Source organism: Caballeronia sordidicola (genome assembly GCF_001544455.2).
Lineage (GTDB): Bacteria > Pseudomonadota > Gammaproteobacteria > Burkholderiales > Burkholderiaceae > Caballeronia > Caballeronia sordidicola.
In genome coordinates, this window is sequence record NZ_FCOC02000002.1 from 658,611 (window position 1) to 683,767 (window position 25,157).

Genomic DNA, 25,157 nt, shown 5'->3' on the forward strand with positions numbered 1-25,157 from the left:
ACATCGCTAGGGTCAGGCGAGTGTCCCTCCAGAAAGGCAAATCAGCGTATTGCGAAGTTTGATTGCTGAATTGCCGTAGCCAAACGCTCAGCCTTTTACTCGAGGCGTCATCAGCCGCCCTATCGCTCCCGCCAGATAGTCATCCGGCCATTCGCTTGCCAGCAATTCCGCCGCGCTCCAGATTCGTGCCATCACCAATGCGTGCTGCGCGTCCTCAAGCTCTCCAACCTTTGCTCGGGTTGCTTCCAGCACCTCCTGCGCACAATCAAGTCGGCACAACGCCCGCCGCAGTCGCTCACGCATCGCAGTTCAGTTCGCGAGCGACGACCTCCACATCAGTGGCGACGTCGGTCAGCAATTCCGCCATCAGTTCAGCGATTTCTGCGCGCAAGCGGTCATTGCAGCCAACCAGCCGAGCCGCGGTCGAGTAATTCGAGTGGATTTCCATTCGATGTGTAGTGCAGCCGCTCTATGCGCTGCCGCCAAGGCTCGGTGCTATGCTGATTTGGGCACTGCGCATGGGCCGGGCGCATGCTGGTGTGAGCCTAGCTATGCCAAATGGGTGCAAAAGTCTTCGCGAAACGAGAGCGAAGATGCATGTGGTTCCAGTCGGACACCTACCTGCTGAATACGAGACTGACGAGCAGTCGGGCAGACCGTCTCTCGAATCGGTGCGTTCGGGTTTTCAAATTCACGTCTATCTATGGTCGCAAAAACCCTTCCAGCCAAGCTGTATAAGTACCGTACTTTCAGTACGACAACACTGCGCATGTTCAGTCAGGCGGAGGTTTTCTTCGCCAAGCCCGCCAGTTTTAACGACCCATTTGATTGCAACCCGCAGGTGTATGTCGATGTGGAGTGGCGCGAAGTGGAGCGCCTCTGGGAGTCCGTAATGTTGCTACAAGTGGAGGCCAATAAAGCGGCCGAAATGATGGGCACCCATAGATACTTCGCGACGGAATATGGTGGGAAGTATGATGACGACGGAGGTGGAACAGCGACCTACCTCAACTACTTGGTTCGCGATATCGATGCGTACCTGAAAGAGCGATTCAAGGACTTTGGCGTTTTTTCCTTGGCGTCGAACTGGGACAACCCGCTGATGTGGAGTCACTACGCCGACGAGCATCGGGGAATTTGCATTGAATATGAGACCGATGACCATCGATGCAAAGAGTTGGGACCAGTGAACTATCGTTCCAGTCGCTTCATCCACATCAGCGACTTGCAACAGTGGCTTTTGAAGAAGTCGGCCGCGGCGGAGCGCAAAATTTTCGAGCAATACTTCTTTGCGAAGGCTCCTCAATGGCGTTATGAGCGTGAGTGGCGTGCAGTGTCACCAAAGAGCGGAGTGGACGACCGACCATTCCGTATCCGGTCAGTTTTTTTCGGTCTGCGGTGTGACAAAGCAATCGTCACAACGATTGCTAAGCTTTTCAGTGACTCAAAAGACAAACCCAACTTTCATCAAGTAACGGCGCGCGCAGATGGATTCAAGCTCGGACGTTACGAGCTCGATGCGGATGAAATCGACATTTTCGGGATTCGCGAATCAGCGCTTTTCGCTGCTGACGAGTGGGGTTTTGACTCGCCTGCGGCTACTCGAGACATCTCCGGACAGCAACAGGAAAAGGACGGGTGAGGCAAGAGCCTCAAGTATTTTCCCCACCGGCCGTTACCGCAGTCGGACAATAACGACTGAGAGCAAGATGGCGCAGGAGTACGACGCAGAAATTGGCCGCACGCTTGGCTGGGACCTCGCATCCTACGGATGGACACCGCGGAACGACGCACCAGCTCATGTCCTTGAAGGGCACGCGGAGGGCAAGGCCCGATTCGGACCCAACACCAAGGTGCCGACTCGCTTTGAACGCAAATGGCTGCAACTGCGACAGAACGCTTTACGACGCGGAAAAATTGTTGATGCGGCTATCACGCCGAGATTCATCGAGTTCATCGACTATCCGACCTGCCCGGTGACTCTCGTCGAAATGACGCACAGCACTGGCGCGGACACAGACTGGTCCGTGGACCGTGTGAACAACGACGGAGCGTATGCTGACGGTAACCTCATCGTGATGAGTGTTCGCGCCAATAAAGCCAAGGGCAGCAAGAGCCTTTTAGACGTCAAGGAACTGCTCGCAAATTGGGAACCGCTGCCGGGCCTTTCTTTTCGAGAATCCTTCAGATTGCTCAGCCTTATGGAGAAACCGTGCAGTTCTCCAACAGCGCAAGAGCCCCGGAATACGCTTTTCACGCGGTTATGTTTCGGCACCGCCCGTACCAACTACCAGAATCTCCAGCACATTCTGGTTATGTGCACCACGGTGGATTCCAGCAAGCGCAACGCAATGTTTCGGACCCTATCCGATGCGCATACACATGCGGATTCACGCGCGAGCGCCAGCCTCCTAAAGCTTGCATACGAGAAGCTGGTGAAGCGAATGCAGTCCGTTGATTACATGTACGACGCGTGTAGCGATGAAGCATTTCAGACGCTGCTTCGGCGATGGGTCGAGACAATTCCGAGTACCCGCAGAAAGGCGTTCGACGCCAAGCTCGAGGCTATCACCGGTGGCAGTGGCATACCGAAAGAGGTATTGCGGACATGGGCTCTGGAGTCAAAGGGAAGGTTTGCGGATTGGTGATGGCCGGCCTGCAATCGCCCGGCGCGGCACGCGTTTCTTTGAGTTCTTCCCTGTGGCCTGCCGGTCGCGTTGCTACTATCGCAACCGGCTAGCGTCTGCCCAAGCGCTCTCACTCAGTGAGCATCACGGATGTAACGGCGCCAGCCATGCAGTCGCATGGCTATCGGCTGGCAGTTCCCCTGCAGCGCACCTCGCACCGTAAATCTCCGGGTCGATTTCTCGTTTCCCGCGCACCAGCCGCCACTCCCAAGTCAGCTGCCGGGCGACGAGTGGCAGCGACCGACCAAAAGAAAACTGGTGAGTAGCGCAATTACTGTATATATATACAGTAATTGCGCTACCGTTGTGATAGCCCTTCAAGCAGAGCGACCGTCCGCCGTGCGTTATCCAGTGCGCCTTCCAGCCCTAACTCTGAATGTGAGTGGTCACTAACAAAGCTCGCGAGACGCACGAGGCAGTAGTTAATCAGATGTGTCGGAGCGCCCAATTTCTCCGACTCGTATCTGGAAAGGGTCGATTTGTGGACACCAGTCGCTGCTGCAAATTCGGCTTGGGTACTTTCGCCGCGAGCCCATCGCAGGAGTTCGCCCTGGCTTCGAGGTGGAAACATGATTGATTGAGGATGCTGTAATCGCAATGAGATTGCTATAATAGCAACATTTTATTCGACCGGAGTCTATACTTCGGTCTGAGACTTCTGAGGTTCCAATGGCCCGTTCTGACCAAGTGAAAGCACTACTGCGCGCATATGCTGGTGACAACCACGAGCATTTCTACGCAGTGGCTATGCAGATGGCTGCAGACGAGGCTCATCGCGGCCATACGAAGTTGGCGGCGGAACTGCGTGACCTTGTCGATGCCGCGAAGGCTGGCAAGAAGCCAGGCTTGTCGTCAGTGCAGAGCAAGGGTGCCCAACGGCCGACTCCACTGGCGCAGCCGAAGGGAGAACTGTCCGAGCTCCTGACGGTGCAGTATCCGCACGAGCACCTGCAGCAAATGGTGTTGTCTGACGCCGTGCGCGGAAAGCTGGACCGGGTCCTGCGCGAGCAACGCCATCACGAGCAGTTGCGCAGCCACGGATTGAGCCCGCGTCGGAAGCTGCTTCTGGTCGGCCCGCCGGGAACTGGCAAGACGATGACCGCTGCTGCCTTGGCCGGCGAACTGCGCCTGCCGTTGTTCACCGCGCGATTCGACAGCCTCATCACCAAGTTCATGGGTGAGAGCGCGTCCAAACTCCGGCTGGTGTTCGAGGCGCTGAAGTCGACCCGCGGCGTCTACTTTTTCGATGAGTTCGATTCGCTGGGTCTGCAGCGAGGCAGCCAGCATGACGTGGCTGAGATGCGTCGCACGTTGAATATGTTCTTGCAGCTCATCGAACAGGATGCGTCGGACAGCCTCCTGATTGCCGCGACCAATCACGGCAAAGACCTCGACAGGGCTCTTTTCCGGAGATTCGACGACGTTATCAAGTATGAGGCGCCGGACGAGCGGCAGATTGAAACGCTGCTGAGAAACAGCTTGGGTACCTTCGGAACGTCAGGCATCGACTATCGTCATCTCGCGCATGTTGGCAAAGGTGAATCACACGCTGACATAGTAAAAGCATGTCTCGATGCTTTGAAAGACGCGATTATGGAGGGCGAGAAAACCGTAAATGAGGCGAGCGTCATTCGCCATTTGGAAGAGCGCGCTCAAGGCAACAACATACACTCCTAAAATTAACATCCCGGTCGAAAGATTCGAGAACTCTTGCGGTAGACTCTCAGGCGAATAAAACTAAAGAAGAGCCTGAGAAAATGGCGGACGAACTGAAGAGTCACCTGTCCATTGATGGATTCGTGAGGACGCTTGAATTTCGCTCGCCCCTGTCCGTCCAGCGCGAAAACGCGCCGCAAAGGGACCGGGGGACGCACGGCCAACGTCTGTTGGCTCAGATTCAAGAGATTGCCGGCAGCATTGTCGAACTCGAGGAAACTCGGGAAGCCTTGGGGTTGCCCGAGCGGCGCGGCATGTCTATCGCCGTCGAGTTCAGTCCTCGTGGGTCATTCGATTATGGAAAAGTGGAGTGGAAGTCAGCAGGCATCGAGCTACTGACAGTTCTGGCTCACACGAACTCCGACGTTGCCGTATTGCACGTTCCGGATGGCAAACTCTCTGCGTTCGTAAAACGCGTCACCGAATATCTCGAGAAAGATAATCGCAACGGTACAGCTCCCCAGCATGCCGCGCTCGTAAATGCGATTGAGAATATTCGCCGGGCTGCATTCACAGAGTTATGGACCGACGCTGCTGACCCACCCTCGGACGGTGAACCTCGTTGGTTCCAGATTTGGCTGAGACACGTTGGCGGCAAAGTCGCTGACGTCGTGACGGAGTTTCGGGAGGAGGCCGGAAAGCTCGGCATTCATGTCGAGCCGGGCCACGTCAGGTTCCCTGGCCGTGTGGTCGTCGCGGCGCACGCGACCCGGGCCGCTATCGAGCAGGGTGTCAACCTGCTGGACCTTATTGCCGAAATCCGGTTTGTCGAGGAGAACGCAGAGTTCTTCCTGAGCGACCTGACGCCGGCAGAGCAGGCGGACTGGGTCGAAAACCTTCTTGAACGAACCACTTTCTTCGTTGGCGAGGACGTGCCGCATATATGCCTCCTCGACACCGGCGTGAACAATGGACATCCTCTGCTGGAGCCGGCCTTAGATGAAGCGGACCTTCATGCCTACAAACCGGACTGGGAGACGCATGACCACGCCGGCCATGGGAGTGAGATGGCTGGCATCGCGCTCTACGGAAATCTGACCGCGGCCTTGCAAACAGCGGATGAACTGGAAATCCCGCATCGCCTCGAGTCAGTCAAGATTTTGCCGCCTGACGGGGAAACAGCCCCTCATCTCTGGGGCGCCGTGACTGCGGACTCCGTTGCTCGGGTCGAGGTCGGTACTCCTGACAGGCCGCGGGTGTTCGCGATGATGACGACCTCGGTTGGCCATCTCCTCGGCGCGCCCTCCGAGTGGTCCGCGACGGTCGACCAACTGGCGTTTGGTCGTGCTCCTGTCGATGTCACTGGGTCGACAGAGGAGGAAGACGAAGACGCCGTCCGCATCCCCAGACTCTTCGTTCTATCTGCGGGCAACGTTCAGTGGGCCCAGTGGGACAATTATCCGAAAAGCAATGCAATGAGCCCGGTCCAGAATCCGGGGCAAGCGTGGAACGCGCTCACAGTCGGCGCGGCAACTTCGCTGACAGATTTGGATGCGAAAAAGCATGCGACTCTGGAAGCAATTGCCAAAGCAGGTTTGCTCTCGCCAGCGTCGACCACCTCGGTGTTATGGAGCAGTACGCCTTGGCCATTCAAGCCGGACGTCGTTGCCGAAGGCGGCAATGGGTCACTTGATGGCGGCATCCACGTAACCGTAGGTCCGGAGTCACTTCGCCTGTTGACGACCTCGAACACTCCAGCAAAAAGCCTGTTCGCGGATACTGGAGACACGAGCGCCGCAGCCGCTGAAGTAGCACGGATTTGTGCACACGTTCGCGCACGGTATCCGGAATATTGGCCGGAGACGATTCGAGCACTCGTCGCTCATGGCGCTGAGCACACCGCCGGCATGCGGGGGACACTCCCACAAGAACCAAAGAAGCTCGACAAGGACAAGCTTCTGCGCACCTTTGGATATGGGCTGGTGACGCCGGCTCAATCAGAATATTCGACTGCACACCGGCCGACACTGGTAGTTCAGCGGCAGTTCAATCCGTATTATCGCAAGCCGAGCGGCTCGATTGTCCTGGGCGAGATGCAGTTGCACGACATGCCTTGGCCGATGGATGAGCTATTGCAGCTTGGTGAAGTCCCGGTCGAACTTCGCGTCACGCTTTCGTATTTTGTTGAACCGAACCCGAGTTCGCGCGGTTGGCTCAGCAAGTTCCGCTACCAGTCCTATGCCCTTCGTTTTGCGGTCAGAGGTGCAACCGAGGACGAGGTTCAGTTCAAGGCTCGCATCAACAGGCTCGAGCGGACACAGACCGAAGACAGTGGATTTGGCGACCCAGACGTTGCCAACTGGAAATATGGTGCACAGTTGCGCGCCCGAGGCTCCCTCCATTCAGACACTTGGACCGGGACGGCGGCCCAACTCGCCACGAAATCGCAGATTGCAGTGTTCCCCGTTGGCGGCTGGTGGAAAGACTGGAAGGAGGTACGGCAGTGGGATAGCGAGGCTCGCTATGCCCTGGTCGTCTCGTTGAAGGTCGCAGACGACATCGAAACAGACATCTATACGCCTATCGCGACAGTCGTGGAGCAAAAGGCCGTTGTCGACCTCGATGTACGCGGGGCAGACCTTTAGTGAACCAGATGCATCTGAAGGCATTGTCGCTAGCAAACGGCGATGTTAGGTCCGTATAAATTTAAAAAGTGACTAGCTTTTAACGATTTCAAGACTCACGTCGACCACATCACCGGCTTTAACCGCCGGAAAGCACATTGAAGGGGAAGAGAGATGGCTCGAAAATGCTTCTTCAGTTTTCATTACAAGCCGGATTGTGTACGTGCAGCACGAGTTCGCAATATCGGGGTAGTGGAAGGAAATGAACCCGCGAAAGATAACGATTGGGAAAAAGTCACTGGCGGCGGAGACAGAGCTATCGAAAAGTGGATTAGCGACCAGATGGCCGGCAAAACCTGTATGGTGCTGCTAGTAGGGGAGAACACAGCAAATCGGAAGTGGATTAACCACGAAATTATCAAGGCATGGAACGATGGCCTCGGGGTCGTAGCAATCCGCATCCACGGACTTGTGAATTTTGAAGGCCATACGGCGAACCAGGGCGCGAACCCTCTTGATTACATCTCTCTCAAGAACGGCACAAAGAAATTATCCGAGGTCGCGAAGTGCTACAACCCGCCCGGCGTCGACAGTAGAGCTCGCTACAACTGGATTGCGGACAACATGGCGGCAATGGTGGAGCAGGCTATCACCATTCGGAAGGACTATCGTTAGTTGGACTGCAGCGTCCGTTGACGAGTAAATCAACATTTTGAAAAAGTGCGAGATTCAGCGTGTCATGCTCGCGCTCCGCGTTTGATAAATAAGAATGGAAGCAAGGGTATGAGCAATGTCGACTAATGATTTAGAAGCCTTTGTAAATGAGTATGTGAAGGAGCTCCACGAGGGAACGGCCGCCGTGTTTCTCGGAGCAGGGATGTCAGCCCCAGCGGGATTTGTGGATTGGGTGAAGTTGCTGGAACCGCTTGCAAAGCAGCTTGGCCTCGACGCAAAGATGGAGGCTGACCATTTGGTCGCACTCGCGCAATACCACGTCAACGACAACGGCCAGAATCGAAGCGGATTGACTAAGCGCCTCATCCAAGAGTTCCCGACCTACGCTAAGCCACCGGAAAATCACAAGCTACTGGCCAGGCTTCCCATATCCACTTACTGGACTACCAATTACGATAAGCTCATCGAAAGAGCTCTTGAAGATGCTGGAAAAATCGTCGACGTCAAATTTCGAACGCCCCACCTTGCTAGCACGAAGCCACGCAGAGACGCCATTGTCTTCAAGATGCACGGCGACGTTGAACACGCGGATGAGGCTGTTATCACGAAAGATGACTACGAGCGATATTCACTCGACCGGGGCGCATTCGTAAATGCGTTGACGGGTGACTTGGTTTCCAAAACCTTTTTGTTTTTGGGATTCAGCTTTAAAGACCCGAATCTGGACTACATTCTTTCCAGAATTCGCATCACTTTCCAGCAGCATAGTCGCCAGCATTACTGCATCTTCAAGAAGGTGATGAAGGAGGCAGGAGAGTCGCTCGCAGACTTCGAGTACAAGCAGCAGAAGCAACGACATCTCATTGAAGACTTGAAACGCTTCAATGTTCGGACGCTATTGGTCAGCGACTACCCTGAAATTACCGCCATCCTTCAACAAATCTACCGGACATATCGGCGTAGGACGATATTCATCTCCGGAAGTGCCGATGAACTAAACGGTTGGGACGAAAAGGATGTGCATGAATTTCTGTTCAGCCTTGGACGGATTCTCATTCAAAAGGGGTATCGACTGGTATCAGGCTTCGGATTGGGTATCAGCAACGAACTCCTCTCAGGTGCCATCGAACAAATTTATGCACAACGTCAGGGGCACATCCAGGACCATTTAGTCGTGCGTCCGTTCCCCCGCGCGATAGCCGACGACAATAAACGAAAAGCGTTCTGGCACGAGTTCAGAACCGACTTGATATCACAGGCTGGAATCGCTCTATTCCTGTTCGGAAATACTCGGTTGGACGGTAAGATTGTTCATGCTGATGGCGTGGACAAGGAGTTTCGAATCGCTCAATCACTAGATTTGGTTATGTTGCCGGTGGGCGCCACGGGATATTCCGCGAAATCATTAGCAGAGGAAATGAGCCCAGCGGTCGAAAGCACCACGGAGAACCCAGAATTCAAGGACGCATTCCGTCGACTGCAGGAGGTTGTCACAAAACCTCAGGAGTTGCTCGACAAAATCTCTAGTGCACTTGATTCTCTGAGTAAGCACTGAAATCGACGTCAGGGAAGCCGACCATTCTAAGAAGCATGGCTGTCCCACTGAAAACATGAAGAAAAAGAGACTCGCTTATGTTTAAAGGATTTAACCTCAAGTTTGATGATGCTTCGGACTTTAGTACCCGCTTGATTACCCAGTATGGTGCTCTCTCCGAGCGTTTTCGAACCAGAAAACTTGATGCAAGAAGCCACATTTCGAGTTATCTAAAAAATGGCGCAGTTGACGCCAGAAAGCTTCAGAGCGATTGGTTTGCAGCCGTAAAAGCCGATGTCTTCATATCGCATTCACATGCCGATGAAGCGTTGGCCATGGCACTCGGTGCTGCTCTCGAGTACAAGTTTGATTTGCGGTGTTTTATCGACTCTTGTGTCTGGGGTAACTCTGACGAGTTGTTAAAAGAAATCGACAATGAGTTTTGCCTGCGCCCCTCAAAAGAAACGTACGACTATGACAAGAGAAATCGGTCGACAAGTCACGTCCATATGATGTTGCAGGGCGCACTCACGAAGATGATTGACCATACTGAATGCGTGATTTTTCTCAACACGCCACAGTCGATGGTGACGGGCACAGGGCTGACGCAAGAGTCGCAAACGGCGTCCCCTTGGATTTATGCCGAGGTATTGGCGACCAAAGTCATCCGCAAGCAACAGCCTAAACGAGAGATTGAAGGTCACCGCAAATCAGCGATGGAGAGCGAAGCCGCAGTCTATGATAGCGTCCCCGCCTTCTACCATGACTTAGACCTCCAGCACCTTACATTGCTACGCTCTCACGAGGTCGAGCGGTGGTTAAGAAGTGGAGAACGAGGGCTCAAGGCGCTGGATTATCTGTACCTGATGTAGACAGCTGCGAAAGAGCCGGCGGGCGCATATTGGTCACCCGGATTGGGCCCGTCTCGAATTCGATGCGGTCTCTGCGTCGCGGGGCGTTTGGGACAGTAGCGGATGCCGTTCTCCCGACGCCCGCAAACTAGTTTGGCTAGCCAAGACTGCGGTTGGCGCGGTTTTCGCTCAGCCAATCAAATATTTCTTCCGGTCCGTTGCACCAGCAATCCAGCCTGGCGCACGACCACGTCCGCTCCAAGTCGCACCAGACTTCGGGTCACGATACAGCGCCGGCTGCGGACCTTTGGGTTGTCCCTTCCCCGAGCGGGCGCCGACCGTCTTCGATGCCTTCTTGGCCGTAACTTTCGCTTTGCCAGCAGACGCGGACTTCACAATCGCCGCGCCACTATCAACAAGAAACTTGTCGCGGTTTTTCGCACCGGCAATCCATAGCGGCGCGCGCCCCCGTCCCGACCACGTCGCTCCGCTCTTGGGGTCGCGATATTTGAAAGCAACAACGCTCTTCTTCGACGTCGCAGCAGTTCCAGTCTTGCCGAGGCGGCCCTTGCTCCGCTCATGAGCTTTGATGTCAGCAGTGGTCAAGCCGTGCTCTGCCATCAACTCGCGAATCTTCTCAATGACGCCGGATGCTTGCTTCGTTACGAGGGCTTCAGCTTGCTGCTCTAGCTTTTTGATTTTTGCCTGCAAAAATTCAAGTGTTGCCATTCTCGGTTTCTCCCGTTGAATTCCTCGCAATATGCCATGTGAACGGGGCGCAGTCACGCTTTCGCCCGGCCCACTTCGATTGCGCAGACAGTCTGTCAGACATGTTGATTCGGAACGTTGAATGATTCGCCTCAAGTTCTCAACAGATGTTCCGTAGAACACTTTGGCGCTGATTGCGCCAGGAGGTCAGTTGGAACCGCTTTGGTTCAAGGGAAATCTATGAGCGTGAGAACTATGGTAGCAATTGTCTTCGCTTTCGCTGGACTGTTTTTCGGCATCAAGTCTCTTTTGAGTGGTGAATACTTTAGTGCAGGCTCGTCCATCATATGCGGTGGCATGGTCGCCACGGCCGTCACCTTGCGAAACTTCGACGTACTTTCGTCAAACTGGTGGGAAGTCGGCGCTTGTCTCTGCACTGCAGTGTCCCTTTTCGGTGCCTTTGCTGAGAGTCCCGCACTTGACATGGAGCGACAAGAGATACAAAACGAAATCTGGCAGCAATCGGCCGAATTGGCATTCGGGGTCTATGGAACACGAGTTCTAGCAACTGAGGTCACCGCAGAAGCTGAAAACTTGCTCAAATCGTGTGCTATGCAGGCTACACTCGATTTGCAGGCGACCACTGTCAATGCACAGAAGGCCCTTTATCTCGGACCAACCGCGAGTCTGCTCGAGGCGTCGGCCGAGCTAACTTCAAAGCCACCGCCACAAGATTGTCTCGCAGCGTTCGCAAACTTCAACCGCGCTCATCCTGAGTTGTTCATCCGGGTTACGAGGAAGCATGCAGAGTGGTTGAGAAGGCACAAAATCATCGGCTGAGTGGCGAACCTCCAGCGAAGAAATCCTTGCTATCTGAAATTCGGCGACTCGCTAATCCGCTCTGGCGTAGCTTCAGCTGCGTGGGACTATGCCTTACGCGCGGTCCATCGCGCGCCCTCAACGGCTTTCATCTGCAACTGCACGGGCACACTTGCTTGCATAGTGACCGGCCCGACGGGCATCACGACTACATTTGGGCATTCGACATCCACGTCATACGGTCCTAATCGCTGCCCGAAGAGATTGATGTCTACCTTCTGCGTCAGTTTGACGGCGTTCGGTTTGTGATTCTGGACTGCCAGCACGAGCTCATTGACGCTCTCATTCGGAACAAGCGTCATAGTCACCCCTTGCTCCTGTGACTCATGAATATCAACTAATGCCAGTATCTCGTCGTGTTCGCCGGCACCCCGCAGAACATCATCTACGTCTTCCGGCATACGGACATCCAGGCCGAAGAAAGCATCGATTTTCCGCAGAAACTGAAGCTCTGTCAGGAAGGCATGAAGGTGCCTCGAAGCATCGCCTGCATCAAGCCTGCCCCTGCAAATCTCGCGCTCTTCATCAGCAGTGGTCAAAGCAAGCTTCATGTCTGTTCTCTTCCGTAACGCCCGTGAAAACTGCATAAGCTTCGGAAAATGTGGAAGGCGCAGTAGTGGCTTTCGACTCCATCGGTCTAGCCCAAAATGAAGTTTGACGTTGACGTCTCGCGTCGCGCGGTCGTATTGAAGTTCGACGCGCAAAAGCCCGTCGTACGCGCTGCCCCCAATTCGGTAGCCAAGGGCTCCCCCGGATATCTCGCCGATAAAGTCGACAACAACTGCGTCTTCCTCCGAGGAGCCGAAGGCCACACTCAGTGTGGATTCGCGGACCTCGGTCGAAATGGCGAAACGCTTGACCACACCGTCGACCTCTGCGAAAACCGGTGAGCCCTCCAGCTTGATGTCTACGTTCTCGAATGACCGTGAGCCACCGTAATCCAGGACATCACGTATTGCCGTCAGAACTGCATGTCGGTCTTCGCCATTCATTGTTATGCGCGGGGCAATGGGTTCGCGTGCGCGCATCTCATGCACGGGTCCGTGTTCGCCCCAAGTCACCGACGTACTGAACCGTGAGTCGAGTTGTTCCAGCCTTTCTTCCTCATTAAGGCAATACAACTGGACCGCCCGGTTGATTTGCGTAAGCGATTTCGAAGCAATTGCTTCTTCGACCGGATGGCGGTCAAGGCGCTCTCGCGCTCTATTCTCTGCAACCTGCTTAAAGCGCACAAGGTCGGCTACCGAGTACGCGGAATCATCTTGGTCGATAAGGTCGGCACAATGTGGGCAGGCGAAGATACCGTTCGCGATGGAGCGTCGCTCCTCCCTGGTCTGCTCGGGGTCGTATCGAGGACCGCCAGGCGCAGCTGCCTTTATATGCGCAGCCCTTCCAAGATATATAGGTGCATCTGAGCCAGACTTTGGACCAGCTGTATGGTTGTCACATATCGAACATCGGAAGTTGACTCGCTTAGCCAAGTCGAGCTTTACCTTCCCGGGGAAATCATCACGCTTGCTGGTGCTCTGCTTCGTCATGCACAGGTCCGCTCACTCGTTCGTTTGTTCAATTCTATCGAGTTATGCTGATGCAGCTAACCCTTTGGATTTAGCTTGCGGGGAAGCGTAGTATTGGCGCACATGGCTATAGGTCGCACTCGCAAGTCGGAGTTCATCAGGCGTGGAAGTCAATCCATTCCTGAGCCCACCTGACCCCCGCATCCATTGCGTCTTCATCTGATTGGTACACAGCAAGAACACCGCTGCTCTGCACAAGCTTGCCGTCTTGAACGACGGTGCCACTGGCAGCGAATCCGTCTTGCTGCTCGATGGAGTGGCCATACAGTAGGAAGCCCTTGTAGCCTACGGTTTGCATAGTTTTCGTCTCGCCTGATGCCGAAGGGTCAAGAATACCGCCGCCACGAATCGGGCGGCGCAGGCGGCGGCTCGCTGGAATGCCCGCCCTGGCGTGAACGTTCGTCGTTGAAGAGCACGCGCATCTTCTCGAGTGCGATGAGGTGCGAGCGAGTCTCTTCCTTCCATGCGTATTGGACGGACCCGCATAGGGAATCGAGTTCGTACATCAGCCGCCGTAGCCGAACGATTTCCAGAATGAGGTTGCGGCTTGCCTGGTCGTGGGCGGTTCCGGAGCCATACTCAGTCCAAAGCCGTCGGAGCTCCTTGAGCGTCGGCGATGGCGAATCGGGTAAGCGGCGATTCGCCATGGGAACATCCTTTACGGTACTGTATGCAAATACAGTACCGTGCGTGACACTTTCCAGTCAACTGTTGCGCGCGCTGACGCGCGTGGTCACACACAGCAATACGCGTCGTACAATCTTCTCGCGCTCGTTATCCTTCCTCGGGTAAGACTCACCGGCGCAGCTCTCAGCCTCTCCGCGGCCACAGCGGAGAGGCTTTTTTCATTTTTTGGCTGAGGGTTGCTCTGTTGCGGTCAGCTCGCGCGCGGGAACGGTCGACAAACATCGAGGGTGAGTCATCGGAAGTTCTGCTCAGCTCAATTGAAGCAAGCTACCGACGATATGGCTGCAGCTACGAGGCTTCGGTTAGCGTAGTTGAAAACTTGGGAACGTCACTTTCGAGGTGAGAGAGGTTTTGGTTTTGTCCAAATATCAAGAATATCTGAAATCTTGAATAGGTTTTCGTCTAATTGGTCTTTCTTGACTTGCATCGCAATAACTCGTTTGAATTCTTCTGGATTCACCTGTCTCAAATAGGCTAGGTCGTTCAATTTCCCAATCACTTCGGCTTGGTATGCTTCGCCAGTCGTTCCGCGCGGAAAGATTTCGACAGGCGTGGGGTGAATCCGTGAATTCTGAGTCGTATTCATTAGCCTCGTATCTACTCGTGGAACATAGTTGCTGGCGCAGTAGGTGTTGGTGAAGGTTGCTTCGGTGTGTGGAATTGATAGCTTAAAGTCTCCGTTTTTAGAAGTGGTGACGCTCTGCAATGGCTTATTGCCGAAGATAGGACAAGTGGTTTCACCTGGTTTTGTTTCGACTAATTCCGCCCAGGCAGTGACGGCCGCGTCGACGGGGGCCCCACTCGCACCGTCTAAGACCTGTCCCGAGTGGGAATAGCCTGTCTCTCCAAACCCGGGGGATGAGGTCGTCAGCAGCAGTGTGAAAACCGCTACCGTCGGAAAACGTAGACGAGATTGATGATGCATAAAAATGCTCCGTATATGACTAGCCATCTTCTCCACGCCGCGGAACGCTCTGCGCTGAAAACTTCTACCGTTGCTGGGAGTACCGAAGGCTCAAGGTCGCTAACTTCAAGCGTGTCATTGCACAGCAAAAATGTAATTTGAGGATGTCGGAAGTTGACAAACTGCAACTGCGGATTCGGAGAACTGAAATCAACCATCCGCACCGCCGCTTGTGATTCGAGCTCTCGGGAGTCAAGCGGTCTGCATGACGGAGCAACTTTAGCGGGTAGTCGGAAAGTGGCGTCGCTTGCCGCTTGGAGGCCTGCATGAAACTCAAGCAAGCTCTGCGTCTTAAACATTGTGGCGCTGCGGGAAACTGATAACGGTACGTTTGACAGAACGTAGTTGAGGAAGAAGACCAGTCCGATAGAGATAAGACACAGCGTGAATCCGACTTGCAGACGCAGGAACGTGGTTGAGATTTTTTTGCCCGTAAAGCCAACTTGTTTTGGAAAGTCAGTGAGCAATATCGCTAGATTCGCTATGAGAAGCGCGCCAGCAACTCCTGAAACGCAGAGCGTCACTATCGTCGGCATCGTGGTGAACTGCCACAGTGCGGGCCATGCCGGCGCCAACGTAACAATCGCGCTCGCGCCAATTGTCGCGATTTGCGTACCTTTAGCCGCCACGACCGTTCCTCCCGTGCGGTTAGCGTTAGGAAATCCAGACGACTACTCTCTCCGCCGAACAATCTCCGTGCGCTATGCGCACCCTGGTGCGGACCGCATTAAAGATAGTTCCCGACACTAAAAATTTTATGAGGACTTTTCCCAATAACAATCGAGCACAACGAAGGACTTCGGTACAAAAATCCCAGCGCTCAACCTCAGCAGTTCAGCCTGCTCAAGACGTAATAATTGTATGCCTTTCGACTGCCTTGGCGGCGTTGCATAACTGTGACCAACTTCCACTGAGCAACGCTCGACTTTCGCAGCTGCCTCGGGGTTACAGACGGAAGAGCAACGCCGCAAATGTCCGGCCGGTTTCCAGCTTAATGTGGGAAGTCACGCGGCCAGCCGATGCTCGTAATACGGGCGGTCACGGTCATCAAGAATCGCGTACATCGCTTGGAGGTTTTTCGGGTCTGGATTCAGCCAGGCGTCGATGTTTTCTGGTTTGATTGGAATGATGCAGCGGTCGTGGCCGGCCGCTGCAACCTCTGTCGGCGGTTCGTCGGTGATTGCCGCGAAGGAAAGCAAATCCGGTTCGCCGTGCGCGGACCATCGCGACCAGAGGCACGCAACGTGCATCAGCTCGCCACTGCTCGGACGAAATTCGAGAACAATGTTCTCGTCTCGGTCGTGTGTCTCGGAGAGCGTGCCTTCAAACTTGGCCTTGCTCACATTTTCATAGAAGACATCGACAAGCATCACCCCGTGCGTGTATCCAAAACACGGCTTCCAGAATCCGGTAAGGTTATCGCGCCGCGCGTTGTAGGTGCCCGGATATTTGACGTCATAGGATGCTGGCTTGCCAGCAATGCGGCATTGGTATCGCATCGGTTTCACAATGCGCTTGCCATCCTCCATGACCAGCAGTGGAGCGTAGCTGCCCGGAAAGATACGCGAGTCACGCGCCTTGAGCTCAGTGCGCTCAAGGTCAGCGAGCCGGCGCATGGTCGCATCAATTTTGTCGGTCGAGATTCGCTTGCTTTCAGTGGCTGCTTTCGTCGTCTTTGTCAGCAGCGTGCGCTCAGCGTCAGCCAGCCTCTTCCTTTGCTTGAAGAGCTCTTGCTCGAGCTTTGTCGCTTGCTCCGCGTTAAACCGGGCGATGAGCGTCTCGATTTCCCGTTCAGTATTGTTCTGCGGTGACGCGAACGCGGCCTCCATTGCTTTGGGGATTTTCGCCTTGCTGATGCCTTCGGCGCGTTCAAAGAACAGGCGGGTGAACTCGTGAATGTCCATCGTCGCGCCGAACATGCGCACAAATCGCTGGTAGTCCGCTTTTATTTGAGCTGAGTAGCACATGGTCACCTCTTTGGTCGAACAAAAGGACGGGCTTGACGATGCCACCACGTATTGCCGCGCGGGCGGTGCCTTGTGCCTGCACGCATCGACTGCGACGACTGGAAGCCAACGCCTGCCTCTTCAGTGTCGCACACCTTGTATTGGCCGATTTGCCGACAGGCTTGAGGCAGCAAGGATACGGAGCAGCGCATCCAGCGTCGCGTGCAACTCATTGGTGACACCAATAGATTCAGCGGCGTCCATCATCCCGAAGCACGTTGAGATTGCCATGGAGCACTGGTCGTCAATTCTCTGCTGTGCCGCATCTCGCGACAACGAATAGTCTCTCGCTGATTCCATCTCCGCCTCCTGCGGTTCGTCCTATGCGAGCCCAATGAACAGAGCGCTCTAATGGCAGTCTAGAGGGTGCATCTGCGACCACATGATTTTTCTGAAAAAGATGGCGTTGTGCGGGCTGAAGGCCGCTGACGTTGCCCGACATAAATCCTGTTCGCAGCAAACGGACAGCCGGGAGCTGATGCGACACGGAGATGTAACGGCAATTCAGTCGTTTACCGGCTAACAACGTCGAAGAACAGCGAGCTGCTCGTGCGCGCGGCCAGCCGCAGCCTTTGGCGCGCATCTGCTCGAGCATGGGACTGCCATAGCAGCACGGCGCCGCAGGTTCCCGCCTTCAAGGCCTGTTCGGCCCTTCACAACTGGTCACTGACTCGCCTTGCCCGTAGCAACAAAAGCTGGCTTACCGGCACACCCGAGTAAGCCAGACCCTGACCATTGGGCTGGCTGGGCGGGTCGACCAGCACGATGGGCTTTTCGAGGGATGCAAGTGCTGGCTCGAGCAGCCGGATTTCGCCGGAATCGGTGGCTCGAGAAAGGATTTCAGTGAGCGCCCCGACAGGCCATCCTCAACCCGGAGGCTCGCGTGACAGCGCTGGGTGACCTAGTCAGTGAAGCCAAATAAACAATAGGGGCCGGGCGGGCCGTGATTCGAAATAAATCGCGATTTGTTAAGACGATATATTCGACGATGTGGTCCTGCGTGAGGGTCTGTTCAAGAACTTTCTTGATGTCGGCTCGAGATGAAGTCAGGCGCAAAGAAGTTGGGCAGGATAGAGGGCAGTGCTTGCTTCTTCGTAGAAAATGTCAAAGAATTGAACTCGCTGCTTGATAGTCGAGTCAAGCGTCACGCCTACAATGCATCTGGTCTGAGGTAACTCAATATGAGAAGACAGACTGTACTCGCGCATGTAGCATCGTTTGGCTATCAAGCCGCTTGCCGTGCAGTGCCAATCGCTACCATTTTGGCGTTGGCAGGTTGCAGCTTGTTCAAATCACAGACAACAGCCGATGAGCCCAAGATTGAGCAAGTAACATTGCAAGATTATCTGCTTGATATCAAGCGGCAAATTGCCGTGTTTCAATCGTATCAAATAGCAGATGCCAAAATTTTCGAGTCTAATTCGAGACAGAAAAATGACGAATATGAATGTGGTAACGGAGGTGACGTATTCATTCTCACGTCGGTCAAATTGGATGTCTTGACTACAACTGACCGAAACTGGAAAGCGGATGGAACCGGGAACGCGGCAGGTGGCTTTATAACAATACCTAAACCCACTGGGTCAAAGGAGACAAAAGCCAATCAACATCTCATCTACACACAAACTATTCTTCCTGAGCTCGCGCAAGACCAAAGTATATTCACAAAGTCAAATATGGACATCTTGAACAAGGCTCCGTCTCCGATAGCCGTGACGATTGAACGACTCAAGAATGCATTGGATGTGACGTCGAAGAAGCACCAGGAAACTAAAAAAGGGGCCTTTCTTGGGAAGCTACCATGTCTTACAGCTGCGCCGATTTCAAAAAAGGTTACGGACCATACGTTCACCCTTGAGCTCGATACCACAACGGATTACGGCTTTAAAGCAACTGTCGTCGTGGCGGACTATGGGATAGGCCTCGAGCATACAAATACCGAGACCAACACTTTAACTGTAACTTATCAGGTGTGGCCTTGGGACCTTTTGCCGAAATCGGGTAAGGTCGGCGGAAAACCTATTAGCAGCGATACCGAGTTTATTTACTGTCAAGGCGAAAACCATCTTGTCAACATATGTAAGGTGACTGGAAAGGAATCTCCTGTTGCCGTTTCACCGAATGAGCGTAAGACTCTTTCGGAACAGTTGCTCTTGCGGAACCGTATTCTTCTTGATGCCCACTGACGGTACATTGCAACCGACATGAGGCTGAGTTTTCTGTCGTTGTATTCGATTCAGGCTCTTTCGACTACCTTGTATACGGTGAGATTTCCCAGCAGTTGCGACGCAGGAAAGCCTGTGTTGCGAGCAACGCCGGAAGATGGGCGCCATGCACGGCGAATTCACGATAGCACCTCTTCGGTTTTCCGGTCTCCGACCTCGCAGGCTCACCGTTTCGATGGCCTGAAGCTACTTCGATTTGTCGAGTCGGTCCGGAGCGAAGGTTGGTTCTTCGCCAACGTGTCTATCTGTTTGAAGACACGGCTAAAATCGTCGACTGACGTCAGTTAGAGCTCCAGGCTCACTACTATACTTAATGTCGTCCACACTAAAAATCCGCATGCGCTCCGCGTTGCTTAAAGCGCGCGCGACTCCAGTCAGCAGTTTTTGGCACGCAGGGAAGATGGAACCCAATTTCTATAAAGAGTGTGAGGTGTGGGGGTATGCCATCCCACGGGACGGACGCTTTGACGCAAGCACCACCATCACGTATGGCAGAAAATCTATCGAAGGTTCTGGCGTACTCGCAACCTGCGATACCGATAAGGAAACACGAGCCGTGGGCGTGTCGTGGGCACGAGCCTGGGTTGATACGTGAGGCTAGGCCCATCGGACGGCAAAATCGGACGGCAAAAAGACGCCCATCCACTGCATGGATTTTGTGTCTGAAAGAGCTTTTTGAGTGGACGAAGATGTTAAAAAGACATCTAACGAACGGGGCTTTAACTTTTTGCGAGCGACCGTTTTAGAATTTATGGCGCCGGCAGCGCATCGCCGAATCAGCCGATTATGCTTGCCCCTTCATCCGGCGCCCGGCGGCGGGCCGCGGTGAACGCGTGCCAGCAAACAGCGACACTTACGGTAGCCACCGCTCCTCCGAAGGCTGCCCTTCGAGAGTGCGATTGATACGTCAGAAGTGACTTGACCAGTGACGCAGGTTAAGCCGCCACGGAACCTTCTATGCGTCGTCATTGTCTGGCGCAAAGCCGACAATTATCAAACCGTAGGCTGTGTGTTCGAATGGGTACGCAGTCATTGTTTCCCAGTCAATGACGTTCGAAAGTTCAAAATAGGAGCCCTCAACGCGGACCGCAGAGTCGACCGTGCTCCACAGGTCGCCGAGTGATTGAACCTCCTGGTTCGTCTGAATTCGTTCTGAGCCACCCGAGAAGAGTTTGCAGGACCAGATATCACCAAGAAGCGTCAGCCACGAGATGAATTCCTTGTTTCCGTGCTTCATCTCCTTGAGCCGTGAGGCCAAAGCAGCCCACATTTCAAAGCTCCCATCGATGTCAACCCTATTGCCGGGATTCGCCCGCTCGCTTGCGTAACGGGCCATCTCAGACAAGCGTCGATTGATAGTCCGAGGCTTGACGTCCGGCCTGTCTCTCCAGCGGCTAAGCACAGGCACCAGCCACTCGAGCAGTGATATTGCCCAAGTTAGCTTTTCATGGTTCTGACGCATGAGTATCGAAACTCCCACCCAAACGTCCTTTCTGCCTGGCACGGGTGCCCAGTCGAATCTACCAGCCGACATGCCGAATTCGGTCTCGTCGGTCAGGCGCGCGATGCCTTCAAACTGTTCCAACGCTTGAGTCCAGCAGAGGAAGTCACCTGCTTCCTTAAAAAGCAACGGTGCATCAAAGTCAGACGGCGTGGCTTCCACCTCACCCGCGGGCGGGTCCATCAAAAGAACCTCTAACGTGTTATCCGGCGGCGCAAAATAGGTCATCACGCACGCTTGCTCAGCCGGAACTGCGTTGACAGTGGTTAGTGAGCCTGCATCAAGCCATTCAACTCTTTTAAGCTTGCCTGCTTGATGCAAGCCCGATTTCAGGACTTCGTTGTTCTGGTCTCCGAGTGACCCTTTGGTTTCGATGCAGGCCCAATGGCTGACTCGACCATCAAACCGTACTAAAAAGTCCGGGTTGAGTGCCTTGCTCGCGCTCGTGACCTTGAAATTGACGGCATGACTGGAGAGCACGCCGTAGTGCCAGAATGCGCCGACTTTTCCCCACCTGTTTTCTTGCCCCCAAAGACCTGTTGCGACGCGGGCGTACAAAGTGCCTAGCAAGTATGAAAGAGCGGATTTTGCGGACTTCTCCAGCTCAGGAGCAAACGGCTGGAGGACCGATATTCCCCCTGTCCCCGACTTAATCAAGGACAGCGCCAAGTCTAGCTGGCGCCACAGATGCTGGTACAGCGAAACTCGGTCCGCAACAGGCATGGCCGGCATCGGTGCCGCATTCGCTCCGTATCCGCTGTCGAGTGCAGCGGCGAGCAAAGCTATGTATCCATGTAGCGTGGCGGGGTCCGGCAGTTTGGACGTGACTGGCGTTGCTGTTCCGGGTGTCGTCACGGCACAGAACTGTGCTCGGAACGGTCCAGCGGTGAGCGTGAAATCGAGCGGGACGCTCGTCGAGAAAGGCTCGATATATTCAACGACGTTCGGCATGTACTGAGCGACTCGGACGGTCTTTCAAGTTGGTATTGTGCGGTCCCCCGTCGATGACAGCATTGCGCCGTGCCGTGCGTTGCTTTGAAGGGACCTTTGGCGTTGTGCATTATGCAACGGGACGCTCCGTTGCCGGGTCATTCAGGATTGGATTTGCAGAGGAGGAGAGCATAGAAGGGAAGCAATGACCGCGGGGGTCCTCCGGAAGTAGTGTGCGTGGCGTCCGGCCTGTGGAACGCGTAGGTCGAGCCGGCAAGCTCTAGCGACTAAAAGAAGAAGTGTCGCAATGGCGTGAGTGCCGCGCCGAGTGCAGATGCACCCCCGTTGGTCTCGCTGAAGACAAGCTTTGGCCGAGGCGGGGGCCGGTCATAGCGGCTGTTCTCATTCAGGAAGGAGAGTCGGTCCATCAACAGTTGGGCGAGTGTGCGGGGTATCTGGACACCAAAGACATCGGCATTGGGGTCTATCAACCCGGAGATACCGTTCATTACCAGGTCGCTGACAGTATGCCAGGCCCGTGGAAGCTTGCCGAAGGCGACTTCATGGTCGGCGATGCGATTGGTCATCAAGGCGGAGCATGTGGAGCAGTGGTCGAATCCGGAGACGAAGAATATGGCATCGGCCTACGCGATTCTTGTTGACCGACGTCGCCCGTATTAAAAGCACCGCTCGCGATGTAGCTGTCACCAGCTCAAGTCACCGATGGGCGCGCTGACATTTATGACCCGTTCAAAATAAGACGGGGCGCAAAGCACCCCGTCGCAAGCAGTCAGAGGGTGCTATCCCTCGGCGTTCAAGCTACTTCGTAGCCTCAATCATCAACGTACCTGCGACACCTCGCTCACCAGCGGCATCAGACGGGTAGCGCAGCGAGCGCGATAGAGTTAAAGCGGGGAGTCATGAATCCTCTTGTGGAGTTGAAAATTCGAGGCGCGACTCTATTGATGGAATATGAATCTGTCGTGTTAGCTATCCGGAGAAACGAGGCCGACACAACGGCTCGATGCCTCTCTTAACGTCGCCTTATAAAAAATCGCCTGCAGCACATGCGAACACGTTATGTCCGAGCAATGACTTCAGACTGCTACTCATCGCTCGGACAGGGCGCTCCGCCTTGCTTAGCGGGCTAGACGGGCTTATCGCAACAGGCTCGTAGAAGGCGGATTGCCGCGGTCACCGCCGCAAGAACGGCGAGGACTATAAATCCGATTGATACCAGTATTTATGACAGCTTCATGGACGCAAAATAGTCATGTCTTAGTATCCGTTTCACCGGACGCCGCTCGCCAAACGCAAAACGGCTTCCGATGAAAACACGACACGCACCTGACTCCAAATGGTGTTCCACCAGCGGAAAACCAAAGAAGAAAGCAAGAACATTATCAAGTTGTGCTAATTATCTAAATGTGGGATGGCGGAGAGGCATAAAATGAAGAAAGTAATTGGGATGGCCATTGGCTGCTTGGCGGCGAACCTGTCATACGCACAAAGCTCCGTCACCCTGTACGGTGTCGTTGACGATGGCATTCAGTACACGAACAATCAGGCGGGCGCGTCGTCTTGGGCGCTTTCGCAAGGTGGCCGCGGCAGCAGCAAATGGGGGATGACTGGAACCGAGGACTTGGGCGGAGGATTGCACGCCTTCTTCAAACTGGAGAATGGCTTCAACCTGAACAACGGGGCACTCGGCAATAACGGCGCGCTGTTTGGCCGACAAGGTTACGTTGGACTCGGCAGCGACAAATACGGTGAGGTTCGATTGGGTCGCCAGTACGACTTGCTCTTCGAGAGCCTCGTTCCGTTCGCTGCGTCAGGAAAATTCGGTGGAGGCTTGGGTGCCCATGCCGGGGATGTCGACAACACCTGGGGCGACTTCAACCTGAACAACACGGTGAAGTATCTTTCGCCGACTCTCTACGGCGCCCGGCTTGGCGTTGCCTATTCATTCGGAAACGTCGCCGGTTCGATGGGCCGCAATCAGGCGGTGAACGTGTCGCTCACGTACGGCAACGGCCCGCTGACCATGGCGGCAGCGTACCTGAAAGTCAACAATCCGGCGACGGCTGTCTGGGGAGCGACCAGCTTGCCTGTGGCAGGTGCCGCGTACACGAACCCAGTGTCTTCGCCAATTTACCGGGGCTATGCGACGGCGGACGCTATCCAGATTTCGGGTGCAGCCGCGAACTATAAGCTTGGCAACTCAAATGTCAGCGTTCTATTTACCAGCACGCAATTGCAGGACGCGGTCAAGACAACGACTACGCCGCTCGGTGGTAGTGCGCACTTCAATACCCTTGAGGGTGATTACACGTACAACCTGACGCCAGCTCTGCAATTGGCGACCGCATACGCTTACACGTGGGCGAACGATGCACGATATGGGCAGGTCAACCTCGGCGCTACATACAATCTCTCCAAGCGCACGTTCCTCTACGCAATCGGCGCCTGGCAGCACGCGACCGGAAAGAACTCGCTGGGCGCCCCTGCAGTCGCCGCAAACACGAATATAACGGCATCATCGACCGACAATCAGGTGGCAGTGAGATTGGGCATTCGTCATAGTTTTTAATGTCATGCCCCAACTGTGAGGACCATTCCCTTCAATCCGCCTTGCCGAAAAAGCGGGCGGTTTGCGAAGCCGTGTTCTTATTGTCAGGGCTTCGCACTGTCGGTTGAAACGTGCCCGGTCAAGGGCAGATTTACGCGCTCAAGATTTGATGCCGGTTAAAGAAGAAGTGTCTCAACCAGGCATGCGCAGGGTCAGTTTGATACCGCTCATGCCAGTAAAGAGACATCTTCACCGAGGGAAGTTCGATAGGCGGCTCCAGAGCAACCACATCAAGGTGCTTCGAGAAATGCATTGCGACGCTCTTCGGTACGGTCGCAATGAAGTCTGTTTCAGCAACAGTGAATGGCGCAGCGAGGTAGCTTGCTAGTGTTAGCCCGATAACGCGTTTGCGCTTCATGTCCTGAAGCTGCAAATCGAGCCTTTCACTATAGTTCCTCGTGTGCGCCGCAAGGTCGATGTGTCGATAGGCGAGCCAGGTATCAATGGTCCATTCTTCACGCAGGCAGGGGTGGTCGCGACGCACCAACGAAAGAACCGGCTCCTCAAATAGCGGACGAGCCCGAAGGTCATCGGATGGAGTCGGATAGTAGCCAGCCACGAATTCGGCGTGATTTGACGCCAGCATTGCCAGACCATGATTCGGTCGCGCGGTCACGACACGCAGCCTTACTGCGGGCGTTTCGCGGTCGAGTGCTGATACCAGTTTGGGAATCCAGGCGAACTGCAGATAGTCGCTCGCGTACAAGGTGAAAGTGTGGGGAGTTTCCGCGTCGAAGATATCCCTTGGCGCTGTCACCCGCCTCCACGTTTCTAGCAGCGGACCAAATTCACGGTGTAATTCCAGAGCGCGGTCCGTCACCTCGACAGCCCCTTGACCCGTTATCAACAGCGGGTCGTTAAAGAGCCGGCGCAATCGACTAAGTGCTGCACTCATGGCCGGCTGTGTAACGCCCATCTGGGTTGCGGCGCGCGATAAGTTGCGACACGTTACAAGCGCATCCAGGTGAAGCAGAAGGTTAAGGTCCGCGGGTTTCATCGAGCTATCAATGTGATTGATTGAGAC

22 protein-coding genes are annotated in these 25,157 nt (G+C 54.7%); 10 read left to right on the forward strand and 12 right to left on the reverse strand.

The annotated features are described in order from the left end of the window. Positions 1-87 precede the first annotated feature (87 nt). Both AWB64_RS06170 and AWB64_RS31495 read right to left on the reverse strand, forming a co-directional pair. Entirely contained in the window at positions 88-303 is a 216-nt protein-coding gene (locus AWB64_RS06170; RefSeq protein WP_060817696.1) for a hypothetical protein, read from the reverse strand. Next, complete coding sequence (locus AWB64_RS31495) at positions 296-448, reverse strand: hypothetical protein (RefSeq protein WP_157766591.1); 153 nt, start codon at positions 446-448, stop codon at positions 296-298. Before AWB64_RS31495 ends, AWB64_RS06170 begins: the two co-directional genes overlap by 8 nt. A 255-nt stretch (positions 449-703) precedes the next feature. On the opposite strand from AWB64_RS31495, the gene AWB64_RS06175 reads away from it, so the two are divergent. After that, the gene (locus tag AWB64_RS06175; protein ID WP_082850374.1) at positions 704-1,642 is read left to right on the forward strand and encodes a DUF2971 domain-containing protein; all 939 of its coding nucleotides are present in this window, start codon (positions 704-706) and stop codon (positions 1,640-1,642) included. A 67-nt stretch (positions 1,643-1,709) separates the two neighbouring features. Beyond that, positions 1,710-2,648 carry a hypothetical protein gene (locus AWB64_RS06180; RefSeq protein WP_060817698.1) on the forward strand — a complete coding sequence of 313 codons (939 nt, stop codon included), beginning with the start codon at positions 1,710-1,712 and terminating at the stop codon, positions 2,646-2,648. A gap of 337 nt (positions 2,649-2,985) precedes the next feature. Here AWB64_RS06180 and AWB64_RS30785 read toward each other — a convergent pair whose 3' ends face one another. Continuing rightward, entirely contained in the window at positions 2,986-3,258 is a 273-nt protein-coding gene (locus AWB64_RS30785; RefSeq protein ID WP_075643244.1) for a helix-turn-helix domain-containing protein, read from the reverse strand. Between the two features lie 98 nt (positions 3,259-3,356). Here AWB64_RS30785 and AWB64_RS06185 point away from each other — a divergent pair, with 98 nt between their 5' ends. The 5 genes from AWB64_RS06185 to AWB64_RS06205 all read left to right on the forward strand — a co-directional run bounded on the left by AWB64_RS06185 (position 3,357) and on the right by AWB64_RS06205 (position 10,048). Continuing rightward, positions 3,357-4,364: an AAA family ATPase gene (locus tag AWB64_RS06185; protein ID WP_060817699.1), complete on the forward strand. Its 1,008-nt coding sequence runs from the start codon at positions 3,357-3,359 to the stop codon at positions 4,362-4,364. Between the two features lie 80 nt (positions 4,365-4,444). Further along, positions 4,445-6,988, forward strand: coding sequence for a S8 family peptidase (locus AWB64_RS06190; RefSeq protein WP_060817700.1), 2,544 nt, complete (start codon positions 4,445-4,447; stop codon positions 6,986-6,988). 153 nt (positions 6,989-7,141) lie between these two features. Next, on the forward strand, positions 7,142-7,642 hold the full coding sequence (locus AWB64_RS06195) for a TIR domain-containing protein (protein ID WP_060817701.1): 501 nt from the start codon (positions 7,142-7,144) through the stop codon (positions 7,640-7,642). A gap of 115 nt (positions 7,643-7,757) precedes the next feature. Beyond that, on the forward strand, positions 7,758-9,197 hold the full coding sequence (locus tag AWB64_RS06200; RefSeq protein WP_060817702.1) for an SIR2 family protein: 1,440 nt from the start codon (positions 7,758-7,760) through the stop codon (positions 9,195-9,197). A 77-nt stretch (positions 9,198-9,274) separates the two neighbouring features. After that, entirely contained in the window at positions 9,275-10,048 is a 774-nt protein-coding gene (locus tag AWB64_RS06205; RefSeq protein WP_060817703.1) for a hypothetical protein, read from the forward strand. Positions 10,049-10,216: 168 nt separating this feature from the next. Here the strand turns inward: AWB64_RS06205 and AWB64_RS06210 are convergent, their stop codons facing one another. Then, entirely contained in the window at positions 10,217-10,756 is a 540-nt protein-coding gene (locus AWB64_RS06210; protein WP_060817704.1) for an H-NS family nucleoid-associated regulatory protein, read from the reverse strand. Between the two features lie 234 nt (positions 10,757-10,990). Between AWB64_RS06210 and AWB64_RS06215 the strand changes: the two genes are divergently transcribed. Continuing rightward, the gene (locus AWB64_RS06215; RefSeq protein ID WP_157766592.1) at positions 10,991-11,575 is read left to right on the forward strand and encodes a hypothetical protein; all 585 of its coding nucleotides are present in this window, start codon (positions 10,991-10,993) and stop codon (positions 11,573-11,575) included. 86 nt (positions 11,576-11,661) lie between these two features. Here AWB64_RS06215 and AWB64_RS06220 read toward each other — a convergent pair whose 3' ends face one another. The 5 genes from AWB64_RS06220 to AWB64_RS06240 all read right to left on the reverse strand — a co-directional run bounded on the left by AWB64_RS06220 (position 11,662) and on the right by AWB64_RS06240 (position 16,809). After that, complete coding sequence (locus AWB64_RS06220) at positions 11,662-13,152, reverse strand: HNH endonuclease (RefSeq protein ID WP_060817706.1); 1,491 nt, start codon at positions 13,150-13,152, stop codon at positions 11,662-11,664. Positions 13,153-13,517: 365 nt separating this feature from the next. After that, positions 13,518-13,838: a hypothetical protein gene (locus AWB64_RS06230; RefSeq protein WP_060817708.1), complete on the reverse strand. Its 321-nt coding sequence runs from the start codon at positions 13,836-13,838 to the stop codon at positions 13,518-13,520. Positions 13,839-14,206: 368 nt separating this feature from the next. Next, a complete protein-coding gene (locus AWB64_RS31500; RefSeq protein ID WP_157766593.1) occupies positions 14,207-14,803 on the reverse strand; it encodes a hypothetical protein in 597 nt (198 codons plus the stop codon). After that, entirely contained in the window at positions 14,767-15,471 is a 705-nt protein-coding gene (locus AWB64_RS06235) for a hypothetical protein (RefSeq protein WP_060817709.1), read from the reverse strand. The genes AWB64_RS31500 and AWB64_RS06235 overlap by 37 nt, the downstream gene beginning before the upstream one ends. Positions 15,472-15,846: 375 nt before the next feature. Then, positions 15,847-16,809 carry an SOS response-associated peptidase family protein gene (locus AWB64_RS06240; RefSeq protein ID WP_060817710.1) on the reverse strand — a complete coding sequence of 321 codons (963 nt, stop codon included), beginning with the start codon at positions 16,807-16,809 and terminating at the stop codon, positions 15,847-15,849. A 1,220-nt stretch (positions 16,810-18,029) separates the two neighbouring features. Between AWB64_RS06240 and AWB64_RS06250 the strand changes: the two genes are divergently transcribed. Continuing rightward, positions 18,030-19,034: a hypothetical protein gene (locus AWB64_RS06250; protein ID WP_060817712.1), complete on the forward strand. Its 1,005-nt coding sequence runs from the start codon at positions 18,030-18,032 to the stop codon at positions 19,032-19,034. Positions 19,035-20,028: 994 nt separating this feature from the next. Here the strand turns inward: AWB64_RS06250 and AWB64_RS06255 are convergent. Together AWB64_RS06255 and AWB64_RS06265 are read right to left on the reverse strand one after the other, a co-directional pair. After that, entirely contained in the window at positions 20,029-21,525 is a 1,497-nt protein-coding gene (locus AWB64_RS06255) for a hypothetical protein (RefSeq protein WP_157766594.1), read from the reverse strand. A gap of 266 nt (positions 21,526-21,791) precedes the next feature. Beyond that, positions 21,792-22,091 (reverse strand): hypothetical protein, encoded by a 300-nt coding sequence (locus tag AWB64_RS06265; protein WP_060817715.1) that lies wholly within the window; start codon positions 22,089-22,091, stop codon positions 21,792-21,794. An 863-nt stretch (positions 22,092-22,954) separates the two neighbouring features. Between AWB64_RS06265 and AWB64_RS06270 the strand changes: the two genes are divergently transcribed. After that, entirely contained in the window at positions 22,955-24,094 is a 1,140-nt protein-coding gene (locus AWB64_RS06270; RefSeq protein WP_060817716.1) for a porin, read from the forward strand. A gap of 130 nt (positions 24,095-24,224) precedes the next feature. On the opposite strand, the gene AWB64_RS06275 is transcribed toward AWB64_RS06270, so the two are convergent. Then, entirely contained in the window at positions 24,225-25,130 is a 906-nt protein-coding gene (locus AWB64_RS06275; RefSeq protein WP_060817717.1) for a LysR family transcriptional regulator, read from the reverse strand. Between the last annotated feature and the right edge of the window lie 27 nt (positions 25,131-25,157).

Bases quoted from the DNA above. Each gene is read 5' to 3' on its own strand.
- AWB64_RS06170 (WP_060817696.1), bottom strand. From the start codon at position 303: ATGCGTGAGCGACTGCGGCGGGCGTTGTGCCGACTTGATTGTGCGCAG.
- AWB64_RS31495 (WP_157766591.1), bottom strand. From the start codon at position 448: ATGGAAATCCACTCGAATTACTCGACCGCGGCTCGGCTGGTTGGCTGC.
- AWB64_RS06175 (WP_082850374.1), top strand. From the start codon at position 704: ATGGTCGCAAAAACCCTTCCAGCCAAGCTGTATAAGTACCGTACTTTC.
- AWB64_RS06180 (WP_060817698.1), top strand. From the start codon at position 1,710: ATGGCGCAGGAGTACGACGCAGAAATTGGCCGCACGCTTGGCTGGGAC.
- AWB64_RS30785 (WP_075643244.1), bottom strand. From the start codon at position 3,258: ATGTTTCCACCTCGAAGCCAGGGCGAACTCCTGCGATGGGCTCGCGGC.
- AWB64_RS06185 (WP_060817699.1), top strand. From the start codon at position 3,357: ATGGCCCGTTCTGACCAAGTGAAAGCACTACTGCGCGCATATGCTGGT.
- AWB64_RS06190 (WP_060817700.1), top strand. From the start codon at position 4,445: ATGGCGGACGAACTGAAGAGTCACCTGTCCATTGATGGATTCGTGAGG.
- AWB64_RS06195 (WP_060817701.1), top strand. From the start codon at position 7,142: ATGGCTCGAAAATGCTTCTTCAGTTTTCATTACAAGCCGGATTGTGTA.
- AWB64_RS06200 (WP_060817702.1), top strand. From the start codon at position 7,758: ATGTCGACTAATGATTTAGAAGCCTTTGTAAATGAGTATGTGAAGGAG.
- AWB64_RS06205 (WP_060817703.1), top strand. From the start codon at position 9,275: ATGTTTAAAGGATTTAACCTCAAGTTTGATGATGCTTCGGACTTTAGT.
- AWB64_RS06210 (WP_060817704.1), bottom strand. From the start codon at position 10,756: ATGGCAACACTTGAATTTTTGCAGGCAAAAATCAAAAAGCTAGAGCAG.
- AWB64_RS06215 (WP_157766592.1), top strand. From the start codon at position 10,991: ATGGTAGCAATTGTCTTCGCTTTCGCTGGACTGTTTTTCGGCATCAAG.
- AWB64_RS06220 (WP_060817706.1), bottom strand. From the start codon at position 13,152: ATGACGAAGCAGAGCACCAGCAAGCGTGATGATTTCCCCGGGAAGGTA.
- AWB64_RS06230 (WP_060817708.1), bottom strand. From the start codon at position 13,838: ATGGCGAATCGCCGCTTACCCGATTCGCCATCGCCGACGCTCAAGGAG.
- AWB64_RS31500 (WP_157766593.1), bottom strand. From the start codon at position 14,803: ATGCATCATCAATCTCGTCTACGTTTTCCGACGGTAGCGGTTTTCACA.
- AWB64_RS06240 (WP_060817710.1), bottom strand. From the start codon at position 16,809: ATGTGCTACTCAGCTCAAATAAAAGCGGACTACCAGCGATTTGTGCGC.
- AWB64_RS06250 (WP_060817712.1), top strand. From the start codon at position 18,030: ATGAGAAGACAGACTGTACTCGCGCATGTAGCATCGTTTGGCTATCAA.
- AWB64_RS06255 (WP_157766594.1), bottom strand. From the start codon at position 21,525: ATGCCGAACGTCGTTGAATATATCGAGCCTTTCTCGACGAGCGTCCCG.
- AWB64_RS06265 (WP_060817715.1), bottom strand. From the start codon at position 22,091: ATGACCAATCGCATCGCCGACCATGAAGTCGCCTTCGGCAAGCTTCCA.
- AWB64_RS06270 (WP_060817716.1), top strand. From the start codon at position 22,955: ATGAAGAAAGTAATTGGGATGGCCATTGGCTGCTTGGCGGCGAACCTG.
- AWB64_RS06275 (WP_060817717.1), bottom strand. From the start codon at position 25,130: ATGAAACCCGCGGACCTTAACCTTCTGCTTCACCTGGATGCGCTTGTA.